This is a genomic window from Methylophaga sp. UBA3613, from assembly GCF_002375415.1.
Taxonomy (GTDB): domain Bacteria; phylum Pseudomonadota; class Gammaproteobacteria; order Nitrosococcales; family Methylophagaceae; genus Methylophaga.
In genome coordinates this window covers 185,766-209,993 of the sequence record NZ_DFLS01000009.1, presented here as the reverse complement: position 1 = coordinate 209,993, position 24,228 = coordinate 185,766, and the positions used below count along the sequence as shown (strand labels likewise).

The window sequence follows — 24,228 nt, the reverse complement described above, 5'->3', positions numbered from 1 at the left end:
GAAAAATATGCAACCTAATTGAATGGACTAGTATTACCATTCTGCATAAGGCGTTCCTTCTGAGGAAGTCAGCTGCGAGCCACTAAACACATCTGCAATACTGCCAGCATATTCATCTGAAATTGGCTTACTAAAGATCCATGTATCTTCACTATCCGTAATGGGATCAATTGGCACCTCTCTCAAATATTTTCCCTCAACCAAATCTTGCAAACTACTGGGGTATTCGTTGTGATCATTCAAATACTGATCGATAGCACTTCTCATCACAATCAAGTCATGGCGCAGCACTTTCTCTTTTGAACGATCGACTGATTCCATATATTGGGGTGCCGCCAAAGTCAGTATGAGGGCAATAAGAATGACTACTATTAAAAAGCCAATAATAGTAAAGCCAGTTAATGTTTTTTTGTTCTCCATTCCCTTTCCTCCCATTTCATTCCTTAATGGATTTATATTTTTTATGCTCTCTTCTGCATGAAATTTATCTCTTGCTAATGCTTGCTTTACTTAAACCTTGCACTATTGCCGAATTCTTAAGATATTGCAGGGTTTAGGACCTTTTATGGCACCGCCCCTAACTCGCATACAAATTAACTAGGGTTTCTCTTAAAAAAAAGGGGGTACCTGACTGGGGAAAACAAGTACACCCTTCGCTCAAGTTCTAAGCAAAAACCACCTTATCTCTGTAGTAAAAATCTCACTGCATCGAAGTTGGCATCAGGTTTATTACCTGACTAAATCTCATTAATTTAAGGAGTCTGAATTCTGAGATTTTGAGCAGTAAAAAATTTCCTGATTACTTTTGAATATTAAGTTTACTCATCCTTTACTAAAGGTAGGTCATTTGTAAATGTTCCCATCAAACATCATTTAAGCGTGACTAATTACCCCTTTGACAATGCTTAAATATGAAACTTTGGCTGCCTGCTTCATTATAAAATCACAATCAATCATGACTAAAAATTCCAATTCACTCCTATCCATGCAGCTCTTGGGGCTCCAGGAGAAACAAACGTATTACTTTCCCATTCGAGTGAATTATGGTTATACCCATCAGGACCAATTGCACCGTACTCTCCAGGTGTAAATGGATTTAATTCAAGTGCACCCGCACTGAAATATTCTTCGTCAAAGATATTATTGACTAACAAGGTTGCACTTAACCCCTTAGTAAACTGGTAGGTTGATTGCAGATTAAACACGACATAGCCAGGCAGTTTTCCAGGATTGTTAGATCCTTTTCTGGTAGTTAAATATCGATCATATCCTGGCGCATCGGGATCAATAGTCGTCTCGGTAGTTTCCTGATAACTTTCACCCGCTTTATGATCATTATTTTCGTTGCCACGCACATAACTTGAGGAATGCGCCACAGCAGTCAGCCCTATTTTCCACTTCGGTGTAGCTTGATAGGAAATGGTGGCATTCAGATTATGTAATGGCACACCTGGCATGGTGTCACCGGGCTCGACTTGTATCATACGACCGAGCTGATAGTATCCGTTAGGTGTTTCGAATGAGCTGCTATTTCCTTCACCAGCAGTGGTAAAGTTGCTTTGGAAGGTGGCTTCCGTCAGTGAGTAATTCAGCATAAAGCCCCATTTACCTTTTTGTCCTGCAAAACCAGCTTCAAGTCCTCTGCGTCGTGTTTCACCAATTGTGTCAAAAAAACTTCTGTCGCCCGGGAAAGTGATCATATATAAATCATCTTTCACATCAATTTGATAGGCCGATATATTCCATTGGAAAGAATCTCCCAACTGACCACGTAATCCTATTTCTCCTGTTTGTGCTTTGATTTGTGGCAAATATGGGTCACCAGATAAAGTTGACGGTAACGAGCAGGTTCTGTTTTCTTGAACGCTCCTCGGGAGATAAGTTTTCTCTCCAGTGATTGGGTCATCGTTAACCAAAACAGGGGTATTATCTAAAGCACAGCCTAACTCGATGACGGAAGGGACTCGAACACCTTGTGAGAAATTTGCATAAACATTCAGGTTGGGTTTGGCTTGCCAAGCTACACCTAAAGAAGGATTTAACGAGTAATAACTGTAATCCTCTCTTTCTGATTCATTAAGTACATTCGACGTATCAGGAATAATATAGCCCGTGGGACAGTCCTCTCCTGGCGAACATACATCATAGTAATTAGGAAAAGCTTCTAATCTGGCGAGACTATAAACGTACTGACCATGTGTACGTGAAGCCATGGTATTGTGACCTTTTGTATCGTTATAACGTGCTGAGGCACTAAAATGCCAGGTCTCTACGGGACTCCATGTCTCACTGAAATACAAGCTTTTCGTCACTTGTTCACCATCAAAATTATTATTATCTATGGCTACATCAGCAGCAGCGTATTGATCCCGTGCCTGATCTGGATCTAAATAAAAATCCCGATTGGCATCAAAAAAGCCCAGCTGTTGGGTATTTGCATATGATGCTGTAGGACGATCGATAGATGCCCCCACCATAAATTTATGATGATCTGTATTCCAATTAAATTGTATTGAAGCACCATCGGTTATTTGTTCAATGGTGTTATCTGTCAGCACGCCAGTAGGCACACCTTCGACAAATCCTGAAGCAGTAGGACTATCCTCTCCACCATCGGTCATGATGCTTCTGCCATCTTCATCCACCAAGTCCAGCGGCCAATCGCCTGATTCACTTGGATCACGGATGTCTCCATGACAAACTTCTGCATTGGTAGGCGGTTTAATCAATATCAGATGCTGTACACCATCTGGTGTTGTGTAGAAATAATCACCCCATGCAGTAAATGCGATAAGAGCAGGATCGTTTACCGCCCCTTTTAGGCCTGATAGACTGGTTGCTACAGAGTAAATGGAAGTAAATTGTCCACTTTCATCTATTGGACCATATACAACATCAGGGAAATCACCAGCAGCGTTTTGAAACACCCGAGTAGACTGAAAGTTTTTCCAATAATATAGATTATTTTGGGCCATTTTGACGAAATCGTCCGGTAAAGGCGCATTGAAAGAAGTGGCAGGGAGACTGGCAAAGGCTTCTTCCGCAGTTGTATATCCACCATTAAAAGCAAAGTTCATAAACTCTGCTGAATTAAAAATATCGCCATCGGGTATATCCATGACATAGTAATCAGGTATGTCATACTCATTGGTTGTTTCAAATAAGCAAGTATATTCCTCTCCAGGCTCCAAATTACGTTTAACATGCTGGTTATCAAAGTCTGTATATACGTCAGCGCCACGCGCTGTACGCTTGCTATTACGACGATATACTTGCCCGGTAATACTGAATTTATCGTTTACTTGATAAGCAGCAGATACTTGAAATTGTTGTAATTTATTTTCTGTTTCATCAGGTGATGTGAATACCGCTGTTGAATCTGCTTCATAGTCGGTAAGTGGAATACCTCCATTGCCCACCATTTCATTAGTTACTATCAAAGTGCTTAAATTAAGATCTAGTCTATCTCCACGATAACTGGCCTTACCAAACATTTGATTCACTTCGCTCGGTGAATTATCGCGCCAGCCATCCTCCATAAAAAAGCTGCCAGCACCAAAAAATGCAATGGTGCCATTATTCCAGCCGCTCTCAGCTTGCAATTGTTCACGACCGAACGAACCTTTTAAAACGTCGAAATGCGTTTCTGTGAAATCAAATCCATCTTTGGTTTTTAATGCAAAAGCACCGCCCAGTGTATTCAAACCAAATATTGGATTAGATCCAGGAAAGAGATCTACATTAGCAATAGCATTCATCGGGATCATGTCCCAGTTCACGACATCACCAAATGGTTCATTAACACGTATACCATCAAAGAAAACGCTTAAGCCTTGGGCGGTTCCGATTTGAGGTCCAGCTCTAAAGCCACGATATTGAACATCCATTTGAAAGGGATTGCTTTGAGTGTCATTAACCGTCACACCTTGAAACTTTGTATTAAACAAATCGGTCATGCTTATAGAGTGAGATTCTCTAATCTCTTTTGCACTAATGCTTTGCACGTTTCCGGGAATTTCTTCTTTGGTGAGTCCCAAGCCGGGTAATGGGCCTACTTCATAAAAGCGTTGTGCGCGAACGTCTACCTTTTCCAGCATCAAGGTTCCTTCGCCCAACTTAGGTAATGCCGTAACTAGGAAATAACCACCATCTTGATCATCAATCGCTTCAAGACCGCTGTCTTTTAAGAGACGGTTAAAGCCTTCATCAACAGAAAATTCGCCTTCTAAACCTCCAGTTTGCTTGCCTTTGGCGATGGAGGGATCAAAGGTTAATCGCACGCCGGTTTCGGCAGCATACTCTGAGATTGCATTACTTAATGGGCCCGCTGGGATGGAATAGTTTTTTCTGGGTGCTTCCTGCACAGTTTCATCTGCTGCTAACACGATATGACTCAACGACATAGTTGAAGCCATACTCAGTGAAGCAACTGATAGACAACGATAAAACTTTTTCTTCAGGCAGAGTTTGCCTTGATTGTGCAAATTCAACATTCTCTCTCCGATCTTATTTATTGTTCTATTAGCTATGCCAATTGAAAATCGGAAAGTGACAATTTTTTTTGAAATTATTTTTAAGTTTTTTTGAAAAGCTAGATATCTAAAGGCTTACGCGGGTTTGAACATGACCAAAAAGGGCGTGAAACTTTCAATACGAATCGAAAGTGTTTTAGCGATACTCAGTAAAGCAGCATCCACATCGGTGATTGGAAAAGCGCCTGAGATTTCTAAATCAGCAATCGCGGGATCACAACGCACCACGCCGTGTCGATATCTTGATAGCTCATCGATGACTTTTGCCAACGGCATGTTATCAACGATGATAAAACCTTTGGTCCAGGCATCGGCTGCGGACATATCAAACAACATTTTTTGCTGGAACAGCATGGAGGTGAATTTCACCTCTTCACCGGCATTCACGACAACTTTATCGCCAAGCCCATCAATCGGTCTCACCTCAACTGCATCTTCAAATACATTGACGCAGCTGCGGTTTTTATAAATACGGGTACTAAACCGGGTACCTAACGCCGTCACGGTGCCATGCATGGTCTGAACGATAAAGGGACGGTAAACAGGATTGGTTTCTTGAGCAGTTTCAACATAGATCTCGCCCTGCAGCAGTCTGACCCTTCTGATTTGTTCGTCAAAGTGAATCGACACTTTGGTATCAGTATTTAAAACCAGTTTGCTGCCATCATCTAACCTGAATGTTTGGATTTCGCCCTTTGCTGTGGTGTAGTCCGCCATAAAGTGATACCAGGGCTTTTCTTTGTAGGTAATCCAACCGGCAGAACTAAACGCAAAAAGCAGACTGAGGTTTTTGAGCACCTGTCTTCTGGTACTGGATGCGGGTGTATAGCTCCGATTGAGGACAGCGATGCTGGTTTTTGAATTGAGCCCAATAAAGGTTTTGGTGACTTCTTCAACTTGTTGCCAGGCAAATTTATGTTCTGGATCGGCATTTATCCATGCTTTCCATTGCGCACGATCACTGTCGGTGGCTTCTCCCGAGGTGAGCTGAACATACCAGTTCGTCGCGTCACGAAGGGCTTTGGTATTGAGCTGTGCCATTTAAGCTGTAACCATCCTCTAAGACGTCATGGTAATGCAGTGTAATAACGCCTTGGCAATGTATTGACGAACAGAACTGACAGAAACCGACAATCTTTCTGCGATTTGGGCATGAGTCAGACCTTCCAGCTGAAACCATAAAAATGCGTTACGAATTTTGCTTGGCAACCCATCGAGCATCTCATCGATTTTGGTCAGAGTTTCAATCATGATATTGATGGTTTCGGGTGAAGGCGCTTCTGCCTGAGGTAAGTTGGCAATTTCATCAAGGTAGGCCGCTTCAATATCCCGGCGTCTTACATGATTGACCATCAAACCATGGGCGATGGTGGTGAGATAGGCCCGGGGTTCTTTGATATTGCTCAGGTCATCTTTTTGCAGGACTCGGGAGAAAGTATCTTGCATCAAGTCGGCAGCATCAAAACTGCAGCCCAGCTTTTTGCATAGCCATCCCATGAGCCAACTATTATGTGATTGATAAAGCTCTGTAATCAGTGAATCTCTTGTTTGAGTTATGGTATTCACATTACAGACATCTACTTCTTGGTATAAAGCGGCAGTACTCAAATGACCTCTCCCAGTAAACATGTTGAGCGAATTTTTAAAGGCTCGCCCGCCTGTAGCAGTGAAAAGCTGACTCAATTTCCCACCACCACCATGTAGGCCAAGTCTGTGATGCGAATCACAGAGTGGGCTTCAATTTACTACGTAAAGAGGGCCAAAAATATAGGAAATAATCCTAAAGTTATAAGGGAAGATTTATTTATTGGTTTTCGCTATATATCCCGCGCCATCACTGACTTTGACGTTAAACATTATTTTTATGAAAGACGGAATTACCATGATCACCTCCATATCTTCTCTTAATATAAATTGGTATTTAGGGAGCAGTAACGAGTTGTCCGCGTTACTTTTATCCAAACCGGTTGACGCTTATCAAAAGCTTTAAAGCTTCCAACTGGCTTAAGTACTTTGAGTAAAACTGCTATGGAGTGATGAGAATAAATAAACGATTTGGAAGCTTTGTTGGTTAACGTATTATTTTCGTGCAATCAGGTAAAAATTACCTACTGAATAAATACTTTGTAAATGGTTATCCATTGGTTGCTCTTCTCTGAACACAAATAATCGCCGGGTACAAATTTTGCGTAAAGTTTTTCAATTATTTTTAACTGGGGGCTGTTGATCTTGCATATCCCCGCTTTTTTATTATGGAAATGACATGCTGACATTCATCGGTGCCGTACTGGTTTTTATTATTATGGTTGATGCGGTCTGGACGACGTTAACGACTCGTGGCAGTGGTTTTTTAGCAGGTCCTTTAACGTTAAGTCTTCGATGGGTGATGAGATCTCTTTCCTATAAAATGGGAAATCGTAATGTGCTCGCCCATACCGGCACATTGACTATTATCACTCTGGTGCTGTTTTGGTTATGTGGTTTATGGCTGGGCTGGGGCTTAATCTTTATTGGTATGCCAGGCAGTGTAATAGAAGATGGGGATATGCAACCGGCGAATCTGGTGGGGTATTTTTATTTTGTGGGGTTTACCTTATCTACACTTGGCATCGGCGATCTACGACCGGTGGGAGATATTTCACGAATATTGACCAGTGTGGCGGCCTTTAATGGACTGATCCTCGTCACTTTGATGATTTCCTATGCCATTCCCTTACTTAACGGTGTTATCAGCCGACGCAAACTGGCTTTTTATTTGTCGTTGTTAGGTGACAATATGACCAATCTGGTGCTGAATGCCTGGAATGGAGAGGATTTCCGCGATCTTGAGTCGACCATCCATTTAGTGTCTGGTGAGATAATCCAATGTGCAGAAAATCGCTTGGCCTATCCGATATTAGATTATTTTTACAGTTACGAACGAGAGTTTTCTCTGGGATTGCAACTGGCAACAGTCGATGAGGCTCTGAACCTATTGGTTTCAGGTGTCGATAAGTCATTGCTGCCAGCAGAATCCACGATCTTAAATATTCGTAAAATCATTCAGCTTTATCTTACTCGCTGCCATTCAGCATTAAGCCACATTGAGGCAGATGTGCCGCCGCTTCCTTCTCTGTCACCTCTCAGTCACTCCGGCCTCACATTGCAAAGTGATAAGACGTTTGAATCCAGCATGGCAGAGTTTAATGAGCGTCGAAGGTTACTGCATAAACTGGTTTTACATGAAGGCTGGGAATGGACAGATGTCAGCCCGGCTTAACTGAACAATTTCAATGAGCTTCATGCTCAGTCGCTCATCTGCTTGGCTTTTTCACCAATAGCAATGATATCTGTACGATAAGGATTGGCCTTGAGTGTTTGTGCCAGTTGCACCATGTTATGCACCATTAGCAAGGTCATATTATTGGTAAAAAAGTGTTTATCGCCACCGGCTTCTATATAACTCGGTCCCGGACCGGCATCACCAACGTAGTAGGTAAACGCATTGACTGGTAGCGTAAATCCCTGCTCGGATAAGTCCAGCATAATACTGGCGGAGGCTTTTTTGGCACCATCTTCATTACCGTCTACCATGACGCCAGCGACTTTATTAAAAGTGGGATATTGACCATTTTTGTTATTGCCCTCGCTCATAATGCCATCCATACGTTCAACGACCATTTTAGCCACCGAACTTCTATCGCCACGCCAAATCGGTGTCGCGATAATCAGCATATCGGAAGCGTAAATACGTTCGAGAATTTTTGGCCATTCATCCTCACCTTTTTCATCCGAAGTATTACCAAAACTTACATGGTAATCGACCACCCTTATGGTTTCTGTCTCGACCTCCAGATCGTTCAATACTTTGCTGGCAACATCAATAAAGGCGTCCGTATTTGAGGTGGCTGGTGACTGTTTTAACGTGCAGTTCAAAAACAGAGCTTTTAACTGATGGTTGGAATCACTCATAAAGTACTCCTGATAGTAAGTTAAAAACGTTACTGGTAATGGTCGTGAAGCAACGTCGCGAAGTGAACTGTTTGAAAATCGGGTGAGAGACAGAAGCGTCCTCTCACCCGTTGGTGAGGCGTTTAATGTGGCTCATGCAGATGATGAAGTGTTGTTTCCAGCCATTCTTTATGACGACGTTCATCTGCCAAATGATCTTGCAAAATTGAATTCACTGGCTCAGGAAAAGCTTCTTGGACATTTTCCTCATAACGATTATTGGTCATGACTTCATTCAACTGCATAGCCTTCAAAATACCGTCATCACCTGCCAATTGAGCAATGTGTACGCTGCCGTTGGTGAGGATTTTTTTCAAATCACCCTTCTCTGGTGGCGCACCACCCTCCTGGCAAACAATCTGGCTGAGGACGGCGATATGATTTTCATGATCCTGCATAAATACATTTAACTTATCTCTGTACTCTGGATTTTCAAGTCGCTCGATGGCGGCTTGATAAGCTGAAATAGCGTCATAATCCATTTCTATAAGATCATTCAATTTCTCAACAATATTTGTTTTTTCCATGGTTTCACTCATGATAATTTCCTTACTCAATATTAATGAGTGGTATGGACGCCTTCTTTAATTCCCTTCAAGGCTTGTCCTACCTGGACAGAATTTAAATGTTGAGCCATATCGCCAATACTGACGACGCCCACCAAAGTATTTTCATCATTGAATACAGGCATTCTTTGAATCTGTTCATCATTCATCAGTACAGCCACTTCTTCAATGGTATTTTCTTCATGGCAGGCAAGGACTTTTACAGTCATCACTTCATCAACTGAAATCTCGGATAAATCATTCACCTGAGATACGCCGCGAGTCACAATATCTCTATCCGTTACCGTACCGACTAAGGTATTGTCATCAGCAATAAGCAGAAAGCCGATATCCTGGTCTCGCATGATTTGAGCCGCTTCTCTGACCAGCGTCGAAGGCAAGATCGTTGTAACATCAGTGTTCATAATTTCTTTTACATGCATCATGGTTAATCTCCTTTGCATTGAGAGTTTTGATTTCTCTATCTGTCAGGAATTTTTGCAATGCATATGCCAACCTTTTGCTGAGCGCCTAAAAGCGCTCCGTAAGGAAGGTTTATAACGTCAACTGATAAAAACGATGGGGAAATATAAAACAAGCTCTATAAAAATTTCATTTACCAGCAGTAATTTTTACCAGGGCTTTTATTGGACTATTACCTTCAACGAAGGAGTTTGGGGCCATTAAAAAGAAAATAGTGAATCACAGAACTATCGTTCAGTTAACTTAACGTCATACATCCGCTTATCTGCAGCATTTAAAAGCTCATCTGCCGAGGTGGCATCCTGTGGGCAGGCAGCCATACCGATGCTCGCTGTGACCGACAGGCTTTTATCGTTATGAATTAGCGGTTGTTTGATGGTTTCAACTATGGATTTAACAACCCGTTGGGCCTGGCTTGGTGAGGTTTCGGGTAATAAAACTGCAAATTCATCACCGCCCAGTCTGGCTACGGTATCTGTCTCACGCAGAATGCTGCCGAGTTGGGTGGCGGTATGTTTAAGGATCTCATCTCCCACATGATGACCATAGTTATCATTAATTTCTTTAAATCCATTTAAATCAATAAATAAGATGGTAAATTCACGTTTATGACGCCGATAGTTCTGTATCAGTTTATTTAAAAACTCAAAGAACATCAGGCGGTTGGGAAGTCCAGTCAGTCCATCATGAAATGCCTGCCATTCCAGCTTAACTTCAGCCGCTCTTCTACTGGTAATATCTATAATAAACGCCAGTACGTGTTTATCATCCAGGGCGGTGAGACGTTCCAGAAAATAATATTCTTTGCCGTTTAATACCAATGGATATTCAATGGTTGACGGTTCTCCCGTCTTTACTGTGGCAGCCATCAACGCGAGTTTTCTCTCTACCAGATCCGGTTCCAGCAGTTGTTTGATATTCATGCCATTTAATTTATCGGCATCAACCAATAAAGGAAAACTATCTTCTACTTCATGGTCAATTATTTTGCCATCCACCCGCATAGTCAGCAGTAAATCAGGCATCGCATCAATAATGGCTTTATTTCGCTGATTGAGCACCGCTAACAGTTTTCTGGATTCAATCTGTTTGAGCAGTTGGTTACCTAAAAATACTAATAACAGAGTGAAAACCATCAAAATGATGATATTTCGCGTCACCACCTGTTGTTCATATTGTCTTATGAGTTGATCGGCCGTCGCACGATTTTCAGCGACAATGGAGAACATTCCCCATTTATCGAGAAACTGAAAATCGCACTGGGCATTGTTCTCTAATTGAACCCGATGAATACCCAGCTCAGTTGAGGCCAGATATTTATGATCTTTGCATAAACTATAAATATCACTTTTATGCAGTCCTTCGTACATACTGGATGACCAGATGAGTTTGCCGGACTGATCGGTCAATACAGCAGAAATATTTTTGTTCTTGGTAATGCTTCCAAGCTGAGCAGTCAGGTCTTCATTTTTAAGGGTCGCCACCACCACTCCCCTAAACTTATCTTCACTATCCCGAATCGGATAGCTCATCATAATAGATAATGCACTTTCCTGAATTATGGATTGCCTCGGTGAGGAAATGAAAAAACTGGTGTGTTCGTTTTGAATGTGTTCGGTAAAATAATCCCTTACCGAAATTGGCTGTTGAGATCCGGGATTGGTAGAAAATGTAATTACACCTTTGCTATCGGCAACATATAGCTGCCATATGGTGGGATTTAGATTTTTGAGTCTTTCAGCGTAAGCAGCGACTTGCTGCGGTGCATCAATACTCATAGCGCCAAGCTGTCTGAGGTTTGCTCCTACAAAAGAAAATTCTTTATCAATCAACTCGGCTTGTAACACCGATAACATGCCGACCCGCTGATTGATCTGCTCATTAATCGGATTTTTATAACCAGAGACTTGTTGGTGGTAAAAATAACGCAAACTCATCGCACCAATAAACCACACAGCAAGCAGCATAAAGACTACAAGCGTACGGTTAAAAAATAATTGGTTGATATGTTTTGTCATATCTTAAGGATATCGTCTTGATAGTGAAAACACACTAAAAACTCTTTGTGATTCGGATAGTTGCGCACAGTTTCAAAAAATAACCAGTAAACATTTATGTTGATTGAGAAGTTAAAATCTATTGTCTAATACAATTTGTTTGGTGAGGTTAGATTAGGAATAAGAATGATAGCTTTTAGTCGCTGCCTAAAAACTCAATCGCATCTGAAAACTGTCACTCTGTAGATACATTTGATGAGATTGAGTGAAGTCGAATGAGCGTCTAAAGCAAAATACGTTGCATCCTTGCATAAAAAAAGGCTTATCAAAAATAATTTTCTACTTTTAATAAGCCTTCGGTTCTTTAATCGTAAATGTCTGAATTATAGCAATGACTCAATGGCATCAGTCACCTGTTTATCACTTGGTTTAACTTTGCTGGGAAAAGCGGCAACGACTTTGCCGTCGGCATTAATCAGGTATTTACTGAAATTCCAAGCTGGTTCTTCGCTTTGCTGGTTAATTTCCTGAAACACCGGATTGGCTTTCTGACCCGTTACAAAACTCGGAGCAATCATGGTAAAGGTCACGCCAAAGTTTTCCCGGCAAACTCGCTCAGCTTCGGCTTCGTCTTTTGCTTCCTGGTTAAAATCATTACTGGCAAAGCCCACTACCATCAAACCACTTTCTTGATACTTCTGATGCAAGGCCTCCAGCCCTTCAAACTGGCGCGTATAACCACAGTGACTGGCGGTATTAACGATGAGTAATGGCTTGCCATTGGCCACTTTACAGAGGTTGACTGTTTCGTTGGAATGCAGTTTGGGCAATTCATAATCCAGAAATTCAGGACAGGACTCTGCTGCCTGCGCCGAGAAAGAAAGCATTAAACTTGATATTAATAGTAAGACATAACGCATCATAAAATCCTTTGGCTAGAAGTAAGTCAAACCCTAGGGCTTGTTATCTATGCAGACCTTAGGGGCCACAAAAAGTTGATATAACGTTAAATTAATTATCTGTCAGCTTTAAATGGCAGAAGCCAGATAGTTGTCATCTAACCGTGGCACGGCATCCAGCAGGTTTTTGGTATGCTCATTCTGTGGCGAATTCATGATTTCTTGAGTATTACCGGATTCTACTAATTGTGCTCTATGCATGACCACCATGCGATCGGCCAGATAATCCACCACGCCCATATTGTGCGTGATAAACAACATGCCAATACCCTCTTCATCGACCAGCTGTCTTAACAACCGCAAAATACCGGCCTGCACGGAAACGTCCAGAGCTGATGTTATTTCATCACACAATATAAAGCGTGGTTCCAACACTAAAGCTCTGGCAATAGCCAGACGTTGACGTTGACCACCGGAAAATTCATGTGGATAGCGCCATAGACTATCGGTTGGCATCTCAACCCTGTCCAAAAACCGCGCTGCGATTTGGGTGCGTTCAGCATCGCTACTGCCAATACCATGAACCCGCATCGGTTCGATTAACGTGGTATGAATCGGCAGACGTGGATTTAAACTTGACCCCGGATCCTGAAACACTACCTGCATCCGTCTTCGCAGTGGCCGCATCGCTTTAGCAGATACCTGGGTGATATCCTGGCCTTCAAGAAATATACTGCCGGATGTCACTTCCTGCAGACGTAACAAGGCTCGCCCTAATGTTGTTTTACCGCAGCCAGACTCACCTACCAGAGCAACCACCTCTCCTGCATTGACCTGCAGCGAAACGTTTTCAACGGCACGAAAATGATCGACTACCCGGCGCATTAAGCCGCGACGCACTGGAAAATATACGGAGACGTCTTTGACTTCCAATAAGACTTTTTCTGGTTTCACCGGCCTGTCTGGTCTGATCAGCCGTTCCGGTAATGCGGCTATCAGGCTCTGGGTATATTCATGTTGTGGATTACGTAAGACATCTGCCGTCTTACCACTTTCCACTAGTTTGCCTTTACGCATCACCCCGACCACATCAGCAATTTGTGCAACCACGCCAAAATCATGGGTAATAAACAACATGCCCATTCCATATTTGGTCTGTAAATCACGCATCAGCTTGAGAATCTCAGCCTGGACCGTTACATCAAGGGCAGTGGTCGGCTCATCCGCAATTAATAATGCCGGTTCACAAATCAGCGCCATCGCGATCATCACCCGCTGGCGTTGACCACCGGATAACCGATGGGGATACTCCCGAATCCGACCTTCCGGGTCCGGAATCCTGACTTCTGCCAGTGCTGCCAGAATCTTCTGTTTACGTGCCTCTTCTTCCAGTTCGGGACGGTGTATCAGCAATACCTCTTCCAGTTGTTCGCCAATCGTCTGCACGGGATTAAGTGAGGTCATTGGCTCTTGAAATATCATCGCGATACGACTGCCACGGACTGATCTCAGTGTTTCGTCATCCGCATTGAGTAAGGCTATTTCAGGTAATTGTCCCTGAGGATCCGTTAACCTAATATGACCGTCAGGATGCCGGTAATGACCATGCGGTAATAACCCCATGATCGATAACGCTGTCACAGATTTACCGCTACCGGATTCACCGACCAGACAGTAGGTTTGGCCGGGTTCAACCGCCAGACTGATATTATCAACCGCCCGTAACCAGTTATCGCCCTCACCCAGCTCTGTTACCAGGTTTTCAACTTCCAGTAACGTCATGACTGCATCCCCCGATTGGTATGGGGATCAACCGCGTCACGCAACGATTCACCCAACAGGTTATAGGCGAATACCGTCATAAAAATTGCACCACCCGGGAAAACCGCCAACCACCAGTTAAATGTCGAAGATTGCACGGCCTGATTAAGCAACTGTCCCCATGAAGGATCATCGACTAAACCCAGACCAAGAAAGCTTAACGTCGCTTCAGCCAGAATCGCAGAGGCCACACCAAAGCTGGTCGCGACCAGCAATGGAGCCAGCCCGTTGGGCAACATATGACGAAATAAAATGGATCGTAGCGGTAAACCACTGGCGATGGCCGCTTGAACAAAATCCTGCTGCCGAAGCTTGAGAAATTCGGCACGTACATAACGTGCATAGCCCGACCAGGCCGTTATCCCAATAATCACCATCATCATGTAAATGGAACGGCCAAAAAACGCCACGAATGACAACAACAAAAAGAGGGTTGGAATAGCTTCAAAGATTTCCACCAGCCGCATGCCAATAATATCGACAATGCCTGAAAAATAGCCCATCAGACCACCAATAATGGTTCCGATAACCAAGGCAATTCCGGTAGCTATAAAACCAATTCCCAAGGCAATACGGGATGCATGGATCATTCGGGATGCTACATCTGCCCCATTTTCGTCAGTACCCATCCAATGGGTACGTTCGTTTACTGATAAGGGTGACTCAATCCCGGTATCGGCGTAATCACGCAGATAATCCTTAGCGGAATATGGAATCGGTGCCCGAATGATATTGTCGACTTTACCGGCAGCTTCCATTTCGCGGTAATGCTCATATACCACCAATACCGGCGGTGTTACGCTCGAGTAAGCAATAAATGACACCACAGCAATGCTGGCAACCCACAACAAAATCTTTTTCCAGGCAACAATTGATAAGGCTGAAATCACCAGGGTTATGAAAAAACCACTCAACCAGACCCAGTCCAGTGGTTCCATATGTTGCAGTAATGGGCTGGAAGCCTGTCCGTCCACAACCATGTAAAGCGGGTGACTGCTTGCCAGAAAGGGTGAAAAGGTGGCGATTAACACTAACAGCCCAATCCAGGCCAAACCGATTTTGGCGCTGGTGCGTTTTAACAGTGAAGAAACCACCTGTTGGGTCCAGGATTTAGACGGTTGCTTGACTGGAATATCGACGACTTGCTCAGTCATAACTGACCCTCGGATCAACAATTGCGTAGGCAATATCAGCCAGTAAATAGCCGACTAATGTAAGCAGACCGGAAATCAATGTGACCGATAACACCAGCTCACGATCACGGGTCTGCACCGCTTCAACCGCCAATTTGCCCATCCCATCGATACTGAAAATGCTTTCCACTATGACTGACCCCGCTAACAAACTGGGCAATAAAGTGGCCGATACTGTAATCAGTGGCAAAAGTGAGTTTCTAAAGACATGACGCCATAATACGGTTTCTTCATCCACTCCCTTCGCTCTTGCCGTTCGGGCATAATCAGCGGCTAGGTTTTCCAATAAAGATGAACGCGTCAACTTGGCAAGAAAGGCCAAACCACCATATGAAAGTGCGATAACAGGCAATACCAGATGCCATAACCGATCCAGTAGATAGCCGCCTTGCAGAATGTCCACTCCGAGTAATCGCGATATGGCTAATCCGAGTCCTATTCCAAAGGTTCCGGCTACGATAATTCTCAATGCAATATTATTAAGCCCAGCCAATAGCCTGAACAATAAGGCCATGGATGGAATCAAAAATAGATGCAACACCCCAAAAGCTTGACCATGCAGGTTAAACGCCATTGCATACCCTAGCAGAGCCCCCACAATGACCCCGGCATACTGCCGCTTTTTTAATGAAAAACTTACTGCAGCACTGATCAAAGCAACCGTTATCAATGCCACACACAACACGGTAATAAACACATCGCCAAAGCTGCTAAATAATGGAAGGAATGTTTGATCCGCCGTTTCGCGGCGCATCAAACCCCCGGTTGGGAACCAGCGCCAATATTGCTCTGAAGCAAAAAAGCCGATAAACAAAACACCAGCCAGCATACTCGGTACTGACCATAAGCCGAGCAGGAAAATATTGGAGGTGACATCGAATCGTCCTCCCCGTTGGCGAGCGGCTTGTACGCCGATACCGATTGCCAGAGCATAAATCAGTGGTATTGAAATCAGATTGAGTAACAAGGTGATTGGTAGTCGTTCAGCAATCATATCGGTGACTGGTCTGCCATAACGAAAGCTGGTGCCGAGATCAGGACCTTTCCACAATGAAAACTCACCAAAACTACCATCAGCTAATCTTTCAAAACCAATCGGTGAAATATTATTTAACCAACGGACATATTGCACCGGGGCGGGCTGGTCCAGACCATACAATTTGTTGTAATAGTCTTCCAGGGCCTGACGGCTTTGCGGTTCCAGTTCCATGCCATCAACCAGCGACTGGGCACTAATACCGCCCGGAGCAGCAGCCATAACAGTAAACACTACAATAGTGATTCCGAGCAGCGTCGGAATCATCAGTAAGATGCGTCGCAGCAAATAATTCAGCATGTCTGTCTAACGCCTAGCGACTATGCTGCAGTTCGGCCGGGACATATATCTCGACCGGGACAGCCATAAGATTAAGCCCCAATGCAGTTTTTTCCAGGTTATGAATGCGCCGGTCAATAAAGGCCATGGTATTGCGACGGAAGAGGAAAGTATAAGGCTGATCCTGCACCAGAATTTTCTCTGCCTGATGCCATAAATTCATGCGCTTTTCTTCATTTACTTCACCACGAGCTGCATCAATGATGGCATCCAGCTCAGGATTTCGGTAATTGATAAAATTATCGCCACCTTCAACGGTTTGGCTGGAATGAAACATCTGATAGATGTCGATTTCGATACCTGATGTCCATGCTAAGGTGATGGCATCGAAGTTTTTCTGTTGGATATTTTCTACCATGACCGACCATTCAGTGGGATTTGGTTTCATGATAATGCCTGAACGAGCATATAAATCTCTCAGAAACAGCACCATGCGGCGAGTATCATCACTGTCCTGAAAGTAAGTCAGCGAAAACTCAAAATTGTCACCATCCGGGGTTTCCAATACACCATCATTATTGCTGTCCTGAAAACCGGCTTCCAATAATAATTCACGCGCTTTTTCAATATTATAGCCAATTGCCTCATTAGCCTTATCATGCTGAGCCGAGCCCGGCATAAAGGGACTGGCTGCAGGTTGTCCATATCCCAGGAAAATTTCTTCCAATACTCTATCGACATCGGTGAGCATGGACATTGCGATCCGCACCCGTTTATCGGCAAATATAGTCTTTTCACCCCCACGTTCCTGATTCCAGGCAATAAAACTGTAACCTGCGGTAGGACTCATATATTCAAAATTCTGACTGCGTTCGATGATGTCTTTGTCATCCAGTAACGTTTGATATTCACGTGGACGAGCACTGTAGACATCAATATCCCCATTACGGAAAGTGGTTAAACGAGCACTGTCATTTTCGATAATTCGCCAGACAATGCGATCAAAAGAAGCACTGACCGGTCCCCAATAGCGAGGGTTACGTACCAATTCAACGACACCTGCATCGGGAGACCATCCTTCAGGATTGGCTAAACGGAATGGACCTGAGCCGAGCAATAAGCCCCGGCTTTCATTAAACGTCTGGGGATCATCAAGAAAGCGTCCATAAAAATGTTCCGGTAAAATTTCCAGACTGCCGGCCAGTTGTAAGCTATTAAAGTAGGGTTCCTTGAAGACAAATTCCACATGGTAATCATCCAAGGCAGTCACCCGCTCTATGCGCGAAAGATATGCACGACTGCGGGGTGCGGCTATTGCCTCATTCATAATGAAATTAAAAGTAAATTCTACGTCTTTAGCGGTTAATGGTTCACCATCTGAAAACGTAATATCACGACGTAGTGCAAAGGTAATCGTCAAACCATCAGCAGAAGTTGACCAGTCTTCTGCCAGCAATCCATTCCATTCCAGTGTTTCGGGGTTTCTGACCAGTAATGATTCCAGCACATATTGTTGAACTTCGGCGGAGTATGCGTCAGCAGAAACCAGGGGGGTTAAGGTGCGGATATTGCTGCCAAACGCCATCATCAACCAATCTCCCTGGGCATACTCTTCGTGTTCAGTCGCTCGGCGGGCACGTTCAAAAGCATCTGTCTCTTTGGTGACTGATTGGTCTGAAAAGGAGGTGTTGGCAGCACTACTGAAATCGGCCGTACGAATCGTTTTTTCAAGATTACGTAATAAACCACGCGTCGAGCGGATATCCTTGGCCTGCTCTTCCATAATACGGGTCATTTCATCCATCTTGGTCCACTGCCTGTCTATCTGAACCATAAGTAGCAGGAACATCACCACGAATAAACTTAATCCCAGCCAAAACCAGAGTTTACTGATACCCGCATTTCCATTTTTCATGCTTTATTTGCCTATTTCTCTGTAGATGTTTGTTATTTTTTATGACTTTAGTTCAGCCTGACAGTTTGTTGAGCTGCTGTCAGTAGATTTCTACTAAAAATTTAGCTTCACGACTTGACAGTTGCAAATCCGGGTTGGTTCTTGTCGTAGCTAAAATTGTTATGACTGAATTCACTAGAATCTGTTGATCTTCCAGCGTCAGTATTGCAGACGGTTATGTTAAACATCACCAGCCCTTAATCACCCTCTCCCAGACAGAACTTGATTTCAGCCAGATTTTTTTCAACACTTTGTGTGCCCGCCTGTATTGCTTCAGCTGCACGGTAAAATTCCAGCAAACCGATATGTGATAAACGTGGTTGTAACAACACATCTGGTGGGTCACCCGCCATACGACTACGGGTGATACGATCCTGAGTGATATTTACCGACGCAGCAATTGCCGCGAACATATCCGGTACATCTTCTTTGGGCGTTTTCTCTTCACCAAAAAGATTGCCAGTGTAATTGGTGATGAAATCACTAATCCGGTTTCCCAGCAGACTGCTGCTTTGATCATTCTGGGGAACCGGAGGATTCTGATGCAGATGTTTTCCCAAAATATCGCCATTCAGGTTGACTGCAATCACAATATCAGCCCCCAATGCGCGACAAACCGATACTGGTACAGGATTAACTAATCCGCCATCTATCAACCAGCGCCCATGATGCTTAATGGCTGGAAATAAACCTGGCAAAGAAATAGAAGACCAGACGGCTTCAAGCAATTTCCCCTCGGTATTCCAGACTTCCTGACCGGTATGAAGATGGGTCGCGACACTAGCATAGCGCGTCGGAAGATCTTCAATTAATGTGGCTTCTTCAGCCACATACTGTCTTAGGAATTGATGCAACTTATCTTTATTAACGACCCCATTAAATGGAAAACCGATATTAAAAAATCGCGCCGTTTCGAGTTTGGTCAATTTTAAAAGTCGTTGTTGCAGATCGGGCAATTTATTACTGAGATATGCCGCACCAACTAATGCACCTATAGAAGTACCGACCACTACATCGGGCTTGATTCCCGCCCTTTCGAGAGCATTTATCACACCAATATGTGTCCATCCTCTTGCTGCCCCACTGCCAAGTGCCAAGCCGATTTTCAACGAATTTTTCATTTAATGTTCACTTTAAATTTAAGGGAAAACCGTATTAACATGATGAAAAAGCTAAAGATATATAAATTCCGACCGTTATAACTAAATGACTCGTGTAACCTTAGGTCAACATGATGGATATATCACGAATTTATCATAACAACTTTTTAATTACCTACAGCACGCAACCGGTTAACCCTGGACAAGCGTCTGCGGAAAAAACCCAGCAAACAATTCATGAAGAGCGAAGGCAGCGTCGTGAACGTCGCAAACGTAAACAGAAAACGCGAATAGAAAGACGGGTTTCCTCAGAGCGCAGGGGCCCTTCGTTTGATGCCAAGGCTTGAATCCGGCTGTTCTTTAAAAGCTTTTACTCATGCGGATCATAAAGATAAACCATTAGTACGCTTTTAAAGCTTTTTTAAAGACTTTCGATCAAACAAGCCCCATCGTCCTGTTTTAACCGCTCCACGACGAATCCCGTTAACCGGTGCTATGTAAAACAAATCACCATTTTGCCCCAAAAGCTGTTGTCTGACCCCACTGGCTTTGGCAATTTTGGCATTGGCCTTCATGTGCATTAACTCGCCATGAACCGGGATCGCACATTGTGGCTGTACCCATTGGTACATGGTTTTAAGTTCTTCGCTAGCAGGATGTCCCGAGGCATGAATGGGCAGCGCGCTATTATCAATATCAATAACGTCAACCTGCATGACTTTAAGCCGTTCTATCAAAGTGGCAATCGCCAGTTCATTTCCCGGGATGACTTTTGAACTGAAAATAACGGTATCGCCAGGTGATAACTGCATATCCCGAAAACTGTTCAGACTCAGCCGATTTAGCGCTGTTCGTGGCTCTCCCTGACTACCGGTCGCCACCAATAAAACCGTATGTGCCGGTAAAAACCCTAAATGCGCTGAATCTACTGACGTTTTCACACTGTTCCATAAACCAACATTTTTGGCAGCTGACACGGTGTTAATTAATGAGCGGCCAAGCAGGCCCAAATGGCGCCCGGTTTCGTCAGCAATTCTTGCCAGAGTGTGTAACCGGGCGATATTACTGCCGAAACAGGCGACCACGACTCTGCCTTTGGCCTGTTCAACATGGAATTTCAAACCTTGGTATAAATTGGCTTCTGATTCCGACCACCCCTGCACATTGGCGTTGGTCGAATCACACACCATCGCATCAACCTGATACTCAGCTAACTTTTGAAACGTGCCTGCATCATATGCCGGCCCCACCACCGGAGCTTTATCAAGCTTCCAATCCGCGGTATGGAATACTTTTCCTGCTGCTGTCGAGATAAGCAATGCATAAGGTTCGGGGATGGAATGAGTAAGTTTTAACCACTCCACATGAAATACGCCGATCTGTCGTTTGGCATCTGCTTCAACCACAATGACCGGCACTTTATCTGCGATACCACGTTCAACCAGCTTTCGTCGTAACATTTCGGCGGTAAATGCTGTTGTATAAACCGGGCAACGAAAGTATTCCCAAAGATAAGGCACTGCACCAATATGATCTTCATGAGCATGGGTAATAATCAGACCATCCAGCTGTTGACGACGGTCGATCAGAAATTGCGGGTCAGCCATCTGGATTGGCGGGTTCTGACTATTAAGTGGGTCACCAAACTCATCTACTTCAGCTTGAAATGTCACACCACAATCCACAATCAACCAACGCCCGTTATGTCCATACACATTCAGGTTCATGCCTATTTCGCCACAGCCCCCCAGCGGCAGGAACCAAAAATCATCTTTTCCAGGTGTCATCCAGGCCTCTTAATTCAAATGCGTCGGTGTTCAATCTTTTCAGTTAAAACAAGTGTTGCTATGACTGGTAATGTTTTCACCAGTTCATTTTTGCTATCTTCATGATAGCAGTTGCACTTTTGCAACATTATAAATGCAGCCAGAGAAATTCTTTTTCAAAGACACTCCAGCAAAGCCGTGATGTGTCTGTTCCGCTAGTGGCAACAGCTTTTTGTTTTACGAAGTTATCAGTTAACTCCTGAAACAAGACGTTTAGGTTTTCTCTTTCATTTTGGCTTTAACTACATTGTTTGAGTAGATTTTGCCGCTCCGGTCATTAAATCAATCGTCACAATTAATATAGCTACATCGTTGTTATTGCAGCTTATAAGCTGCATTTGGCATAAAGGAAATATCTGACTTAAATCAACAATGCTATACTTTGCGGCTGTTTACAGTTGAAAACGCTGCAGGCTTTTAACTATCCCAAATAATCAGAGGCAAACAGATGGAAAAATCCACCCTTATGTCAGAAGGATTAACGCTCATGGTAACCGGCATGGGTTTTGTATTTGTGTTTTTGACCGTATTAGTACTGGTGACGACATTAATGTCGTGGATAATCACACGTTATGAGAAAAGTGTCGGCGCCCTTCCTGCTGAAGGCATTCCTGCCCCTACTGCTGTATTAGGTCGGAATCAGTCAGGGCAGTCCAAACAGCAATCCCAATCTTCTCAAGATTCAACATTACTGACAGTTTTATCCAGTGCAGTTCACAAATACCGTAAAAACAAGTGACGCCAAGTCGCTCCACGAATTAGTAGTTTAATCAAAGGCCATAATATGACCGAAGCAAATAAAAAGCTTGGCATCACCGATGTCGTTCTGCGTGATGCCCATCAATCACTTTTCGCTACTCGACTCCGTTTAGATGACATGCTGCCAATTGCCGACAAACTGGATCAGGTAGGTTACTGGTCAGTTGAAACATGGGGTGGCGCAACTTTTGATGCCTGTATCCGCTATCTTGGTGAAGATCCCTGGCACCGCATCCGCAGTCTTAAGGCAGCCATGCCCAATACCCCACAACAAATGTTACTTCGCGGACAAAATTTGTTGGGTTATCGTCATTATGCTGATGATGTGGTGCGTAAATTTGTAGAAAGAGCCAGCATTAATGGCGTAGATGTGTTCCGCGTATTCGACGCAATGAATGATCCCAGAAACCTTGAAGTTGCTATCAAAGCCGTTTTGGATAATGAAAAGCATGCACAAGGTACCATGGCCTACACCATCAGCCCGGTGCATGATTTGCAAATGTGGCTGGATATGGCCAAACGCATTGAAGATATGGGTGCCCATTCATTATGTATTAAAGATATGGCTGGTTTGCTTAAGCCTTACAAAGCTTATGAACTTGTTAAAAGCCTTAAGCAAACCATTGATATCCCTATACATATGCAGTCTCACGCGACGACTGGCCTGTCGACAGCGACCATCATGAAATGTGTTGAAGCTGGTATTGATAATGTCGATACCGCTATTTCATCAATGTCGATGACCTATGGCCATTCGGCGACTGAATCGGTTGTGGCCATATTCGAAGATACAGCCAGTGATACCGGTCTGAATATCGAATTGCTTGAAGAAATCGCTGCTTACTTCCGCGAGGTTCGTAAAAAATATGCCAAGTTTGAGGGAAGTTTACGCGGGGTCGATTCACGCATCCTGGTAGCACAGGTTCCTGGTGGCATGTTGACCAATATGGAAGGCCAGTTGCGCGAACAAAATGCGCTGGACCGGATGGATGAAGTGTTACATGAAATTCCTCGTGTGCGTGAGGATCTCGGATTCATCCCGTTGGTAACGCCTACTTCACAAATTGTCGGCACCCAGGCAGTTATTAATGTATTAACCGGTGAACGTTATAAATCCATCACAGAAGAAACACAGGGTGTTTTACGCGGGGAGTATGGCTCTGCTCCAGCACCATTTAATTCTGAGCTGCAAAAACGTGTGCTTAATGATGAAGAAGCGATTACCTGTCGTCCCGCCGATTTGCTTGAAGACGAAATGGAAAAGCTGACCAGTGAATTAATTTCACTTGCCGAAACAGAGGACTTTAAACTCGAAGAAGGTGAAAGACAGATTGATGATGTTTTAACCTTTGCGTTATTTAATCAAACAGCAATCAAATTTCTTAAAAACCGTGGCAATCCAGATGCATTTGAACCGTTGCCAACCGCGGAATCCACTCACGAATCCTCCACTCCAGCCAAATCGGCAGGTGCGCCTGAAACTTACACCATCACGGTCAATGGTCAGCAATATGTCGTTGAAGTGAATGAAGGTGGTGATATTAGTCAGATTGACAGCTCACAGGCGCCTCAGCCTGCTGCGCAGCCAAGCACAAATGAAGGCGTTGCTGTAAAAGCACCTTTGTCTGGCAATATCTGGAAAATCATGGTTTCTCAAGGCCAGTCGGTTAATGAAGGCGATGTATTGCTTATCCTTGAAGCGATGAAAATGGAAACACAGATAGTAGCCGAACACGATGGTACGGTGACTTCAATCAATGTTAAACCAGGTGACACCGTCAAAGTTGGTGACACTCTCGTTTCTATCGCTTAAG

General features: G+C 43.8%; 18 protein-coding genes. 3 read left to right on the top strand and 15 right to left on the bottom strand.

Translation table 11 applies throughout. The features are described 5' to 3' along the window. Positions 1 to 33: 33 nt before the first annotated feature. The 4 genes from B3S93_RS12885 to B3S93_RS12870 form a co-directional block, all read right to left on the bottom strand. Entirely contained in the window at positions 34 to 420 is a 387-nt protein-coding gene (locus B3S93_RS12885) for a type II secretion system protein (protein ID WP_292403438.1), read from the bottom strand. A 539-nt stretch (positions 421 to 959) separates the two neighbouring features. Beyond that, positions 960 to 4,493, bottom strand: a complete 3,534-nt coding sequence (locus tag B3S93_RS12880) for a TonB-dependent receptor domain-containing protein (RefSeq protein WP_292403435.1) — start codon at positions 4,491 to 4,493, stop codon at positions 960 to 962. 114 nt (positions 4,494 to 4,607) lie between these two features. Beyond that, positions 4,608 to 5,573 (bottom strand): FecR domain-containing protein, encoded by a 966-nt coding sequence (locus B3S93_RS12875; protein WP_292403431.1) that lies wholly within the window; start codon positions 5,571 to 5,573, stop codon positions 4,608 to 4,610. Between the two features lie 18 nt (positions 5,574 to 5,591). Beyond that, positions 5,592 to 6,140, bottom strand: coding sequence for a sigma-70 family RNA polymerase sigma factor (locus B3S93_RS12870; RefSeq protein ID WP_292403429.1), 549 nt, complete (start codon positions 6,138 to 6,140; stop codon positions 5,592 to 5,594). Between the two features lie 655 nt (positions 6,141 to 6,795). Between B3S93_RS12870 and B3S93_RS12865 the strand changes: the two genes are divergently transcribed. Then, positions 6,796 to 7,791 carry a potassium channel family protein gene (locus B3S93_RS12865; protein WP_292403426.1) on the top strand — a complete coding sequence of 332 codons (996 nt, stop codon included), beginning with the start codon at positions 6,796 to 6,798 and terminating at the stop codon, positions 7,789 to 7,791. 26 nt (positions 7,792 to 7,817) lie between these two features. On the opposite strand, the gene B3S93_RS12860 is transcribed toward B3S93_RS12865, so the two are convergent. The 11 genes from B3S93_RS12860 to B3S93_RS12810 all read right to left on the bottom strand — a co-directional run bounded on the left by B3S93_RS12860 (position 7,818) and on the right by B3S93_RS12810 (position 21,616). Next, positions 7,818 to 8,483, bottom strand: a complete 666-nt coding sequence (locus tag B3S93_RS12860) for a flavodoxin family protein (protein ID WP_292403423.1) — start codon at positions 8,481 to 8,483, stop codon at positions 7,818 to 7,820. A 122-nt stretch (positions 8,484 to 8,605) separates the two neighbouring features. Then, entirely contained in the window at positions 8,606 to 9,061 is a 456-nt protein-coding gene (locus B3S93_RS12855; protein WP_292403421.1) for a DUF892 family protein, read from the bottom strand. Between the two features lie 20 nt (positions 9,062 to 9,081). Next, the gene (locus tag B3S93_RS12850; protein WP_292403418.1) at positions 9,082 to 9,513 is read right to left on the bottom strand and encodes a CBS domain-containing protein; all 432 of its coding nucleotides are present in this window, start codon (positions 9,511 to 9,513) and stop codon (positions 9,082 to 9,084) included. Positions 9,514 to 9,777: 264 nt separating this feature from the next. Next, positions 9,778 to 11,568, bottom strand: a complete 1,791-nt coding sequence (locus B3S93_RS12845) for a sensor domain-containing diguanylate cyclase (protein ID WP_292403414.1) — start codon at positions 11,566 to 11,568, stop codon at positions 9,778 to 9,780. Positions 11,569 to 11,930: 362 nt separating this feature from the next. Beyond that, positions 11,931 to 12,470, bottom strand: a complete 540-nt coding sequence (locus B3S93_RS12840) for a glutathione peroxidase (RefSeq protein ID WP_292403411.1) — start codon at positions 12,468 to 12,470, stop codon at positions 11,931 to 11,933. Between the two features lie 105 nt (positions 12,471 to 12,575). Beyond that, the gene (locus tag B3S93_RS12835) at positions 12,576 to 14,228 is read right to left on the bottom strand and encodes an ABC transporter ATP-binding protein (protein ID WP_292403409.1); all 1,653 of its coding nucleotides are present in this window, start codon (positions 14,226 to 14,228) and stop codon (positions 12,576 to 12,578) included. Beyond that, positions 14,225 to 15,421, bottom strand: a complete 1,197-nt coding sequence (locus tag B3S93_RS12830) for an ABC transporter permease (RefSeq protein WP_292403407.1) — start codon at positions 15,419 to 15,421, stop codon at positions 14,225 to 14,227. Before B3S93_RS12830 ends, B3S93_RS12835 begins: the two co-directional genes overlap by 4 nt. Beyond that, positions 15,414 to 16,796, bottom strand: coding sequence for an ABC transporter permease subunit (locus B3S93_RS12825; protein WP_292353432.1), 1,383 nt, complete (start codon positions 16,794 to 16,796; stop codon positions 15,414 to 15,416). The genes B3S93_RS12830 and B3S93_RS12825 overlap by 8 nt, the downstream gene beginning before the upstream one ends. A gap of 13 nt (positions 16,797 to 16,809) precedes the next feature. Then, positions 16,810 to 18,690 carry a peptide-binding protein gene (locus B3S93_RS12820; protein WP_292403403.1) on the bottom strand — a complete coding sequence of 627 codons (1,881 nt, stop codon included), beginning with the start codon at positions 18,688 to 18,690 and terminating at the stop codon, positions 16,810 to 16,812. A 236-nt stretch (positions 18,691 to 18,926) separates the two neighbouring features. Next, the gene (locus B3S93_RS12815; protein ID WP_292403400.1) at positions 18,927 to 19,850 is read right to left on the bottom strand and encodes a patatin-like phospholipase family protein; all 924 of its coding nucleotides are present in this window, start codon (positions 19,848 to 19,850) and stop codon (positions 18,927 to 18,929) included. Positions 19,851 to 20,239: 389 nt separating this feature from the next. Next, positions 20,240 to 21,616, bottom strand: coding sequence for a ribonuclease J (locus tag B3S93_RS12810; protein ID WP_292353428.1), 1,377 nt, complete (start codon positions 21,614 to 21,616; stop codon positions 20,240 to 20,242). A gap of 487 nt (positions 21,617 to 22,103) precedes the next feature. Between B3S93_RS12810 and B3S93_RS12805 the strand changes: the two genes are divergently transcribed. Both B3S93_RS12805 and oadA read left to right on the top strand, forming a co-directional pair. Further along, positions 22,104 to 22,394, top strand: coding sequence for an OadG family transporter subunit (locus tag B3S93_RS12805; protein ID WP_292353427.1), 291 nt, complete (start codon positions 22,104 to 22,106; stop codon positions 22,392 to 22,394). 45 nt (positions 22,395 to 22,439) lie between these two features. Continuing rightward, positions 22,440 to 24,227: a sodium-extruding oxaloacetate decarboxylase subunit alpha gene (gene oadA / locus B3S93_RS12800; RefSeq protein ID WP_292403397.1), complete on the top strand. Its 1,788-nt coding sequence runs from the start codon at positions 22,440 to 22,442 to the stop codon at positions 24,225 to 24,227. Position 24,228: the final 1 nt, after the last annotated feature.

Bases quoted from the DNA above. Each gene is read 5' to 3' on its own strand.
- B3S93_RS12880 (WP_292403435.1), bottom strand. From the start codon at position 4,493: ATGTTGAATTTGCACAATCAAGGCAAACTCTGCCTGAAGAAAAAGTTT.
- B3S93_RS12865 (WP_292403426.1), top strand. From the start codon at position 6,796: ATGCTGACATTCATCGGTGCCGTACTGGTTTTTATTATTATGGTTGAT.
- B3S93_RS12805 (WP_292353427.1), top strand. From the start codon at position 22,104: ATGGAAAAATCCACCCTTATGTCAGAAGGATTAACGCTCATGGTAACC.
- oadA (WP_292403397.1), top strand. From the start codon at position 22,440: ATGACCGAAGCAAATAAAAAGCTTGGCATCACCGATGTCGTTCTGCGT.
- B3S93_RS12815 (WP_292403400.1), bottom strand. From the start codon at position 19,850: ATGAAAAATTCGTTGAAAATCGGCTTGGCACTTGGCAGTGGGGCAGCA.
- B3S93_RS12840 (WP_292403411.1), bottom strand. From the start codon at position 12,470: ATGATGCGTTATGTCTTACTATTAATATCAAGTTTAATGCTTTCTTTC.
- B3S93_RS12820 (WP_292403403.1), bottom strand. From the start codon at position 18,690: ATGAAAAATGGAAATGCGGGTATCAGTAAACTCTGGTTTTGGCTGGGA.
- B3S93_RS12810 (WP_292353428.1), bottom strand. From the start codon at position 21,616: ATGACACCTGGAAAAGATGATTTTTGGTTCCTGCCGCTGGGGGGCTGT.
- B3S93_RS12860 (WP_292403423.1), bottom strand. From the start codon at position 8,483: ATGAGTGATTCCAACCATCAGTTAAAAGCTCTGTTTTTGAACTGCACG.
- B3S93_RS12830 (WP_292403407.1), bottom strand. From the start codon at position 15,421: ATGACTGAGCAAGTCGTCGATATTCCAGTCAAGCAACCGTCTAAATCC.
- B3S93_RS12845 (WP_292403414.1), bottom strand. From the start codon at position 11,568: ATGACAAAACATATCAACCAATTATTTTTTAACCGTACGCTTGTAGTC.
- B3S93_RS12835 (WP_292403409.1), bottom strand. From the start codon at position 14,228: ATGACGTTACTGGAAGTTGAAAACCTGGTAACAGAGCTGGGTGAGGGC.
- B3S93_RS12885 (WP_292403438.1), bottom strand. From the start codon at position 420: ATGGAGAACAAAAAAACATTAACTGGCTTTACTATTATTGGCTTTTTA.
- B3S93_RS12850 (WP_292403418.1), bottom strand. From the start codon at position 9,513: ATGATGCATGTAAAAGAAATTATGAACACTGATGTTACAACGATCTTG.
- B3S93_RS12875 (WP_292403431.1), bottom strand. From the start codon at position 5,573: ATGGCACAGCTCAATACCAAAGCCCTTCGTGACGCGACGAACTGGTAT.
- B3S93_RS12825 (WP_292353432.1), bottom strand. From the start codon at position 16,796: ATGCTGAATTATTTGCTGCGACGCATCTTACTGATGATTCCGACGCTG.
- B3S93_RS12855 (WP_292403421.1), bottom strand. From the start codon at position 9,061: ATGAGTGAAACCATGGAAAAAACAAATATTGTTGAGAAATTGAATGAT.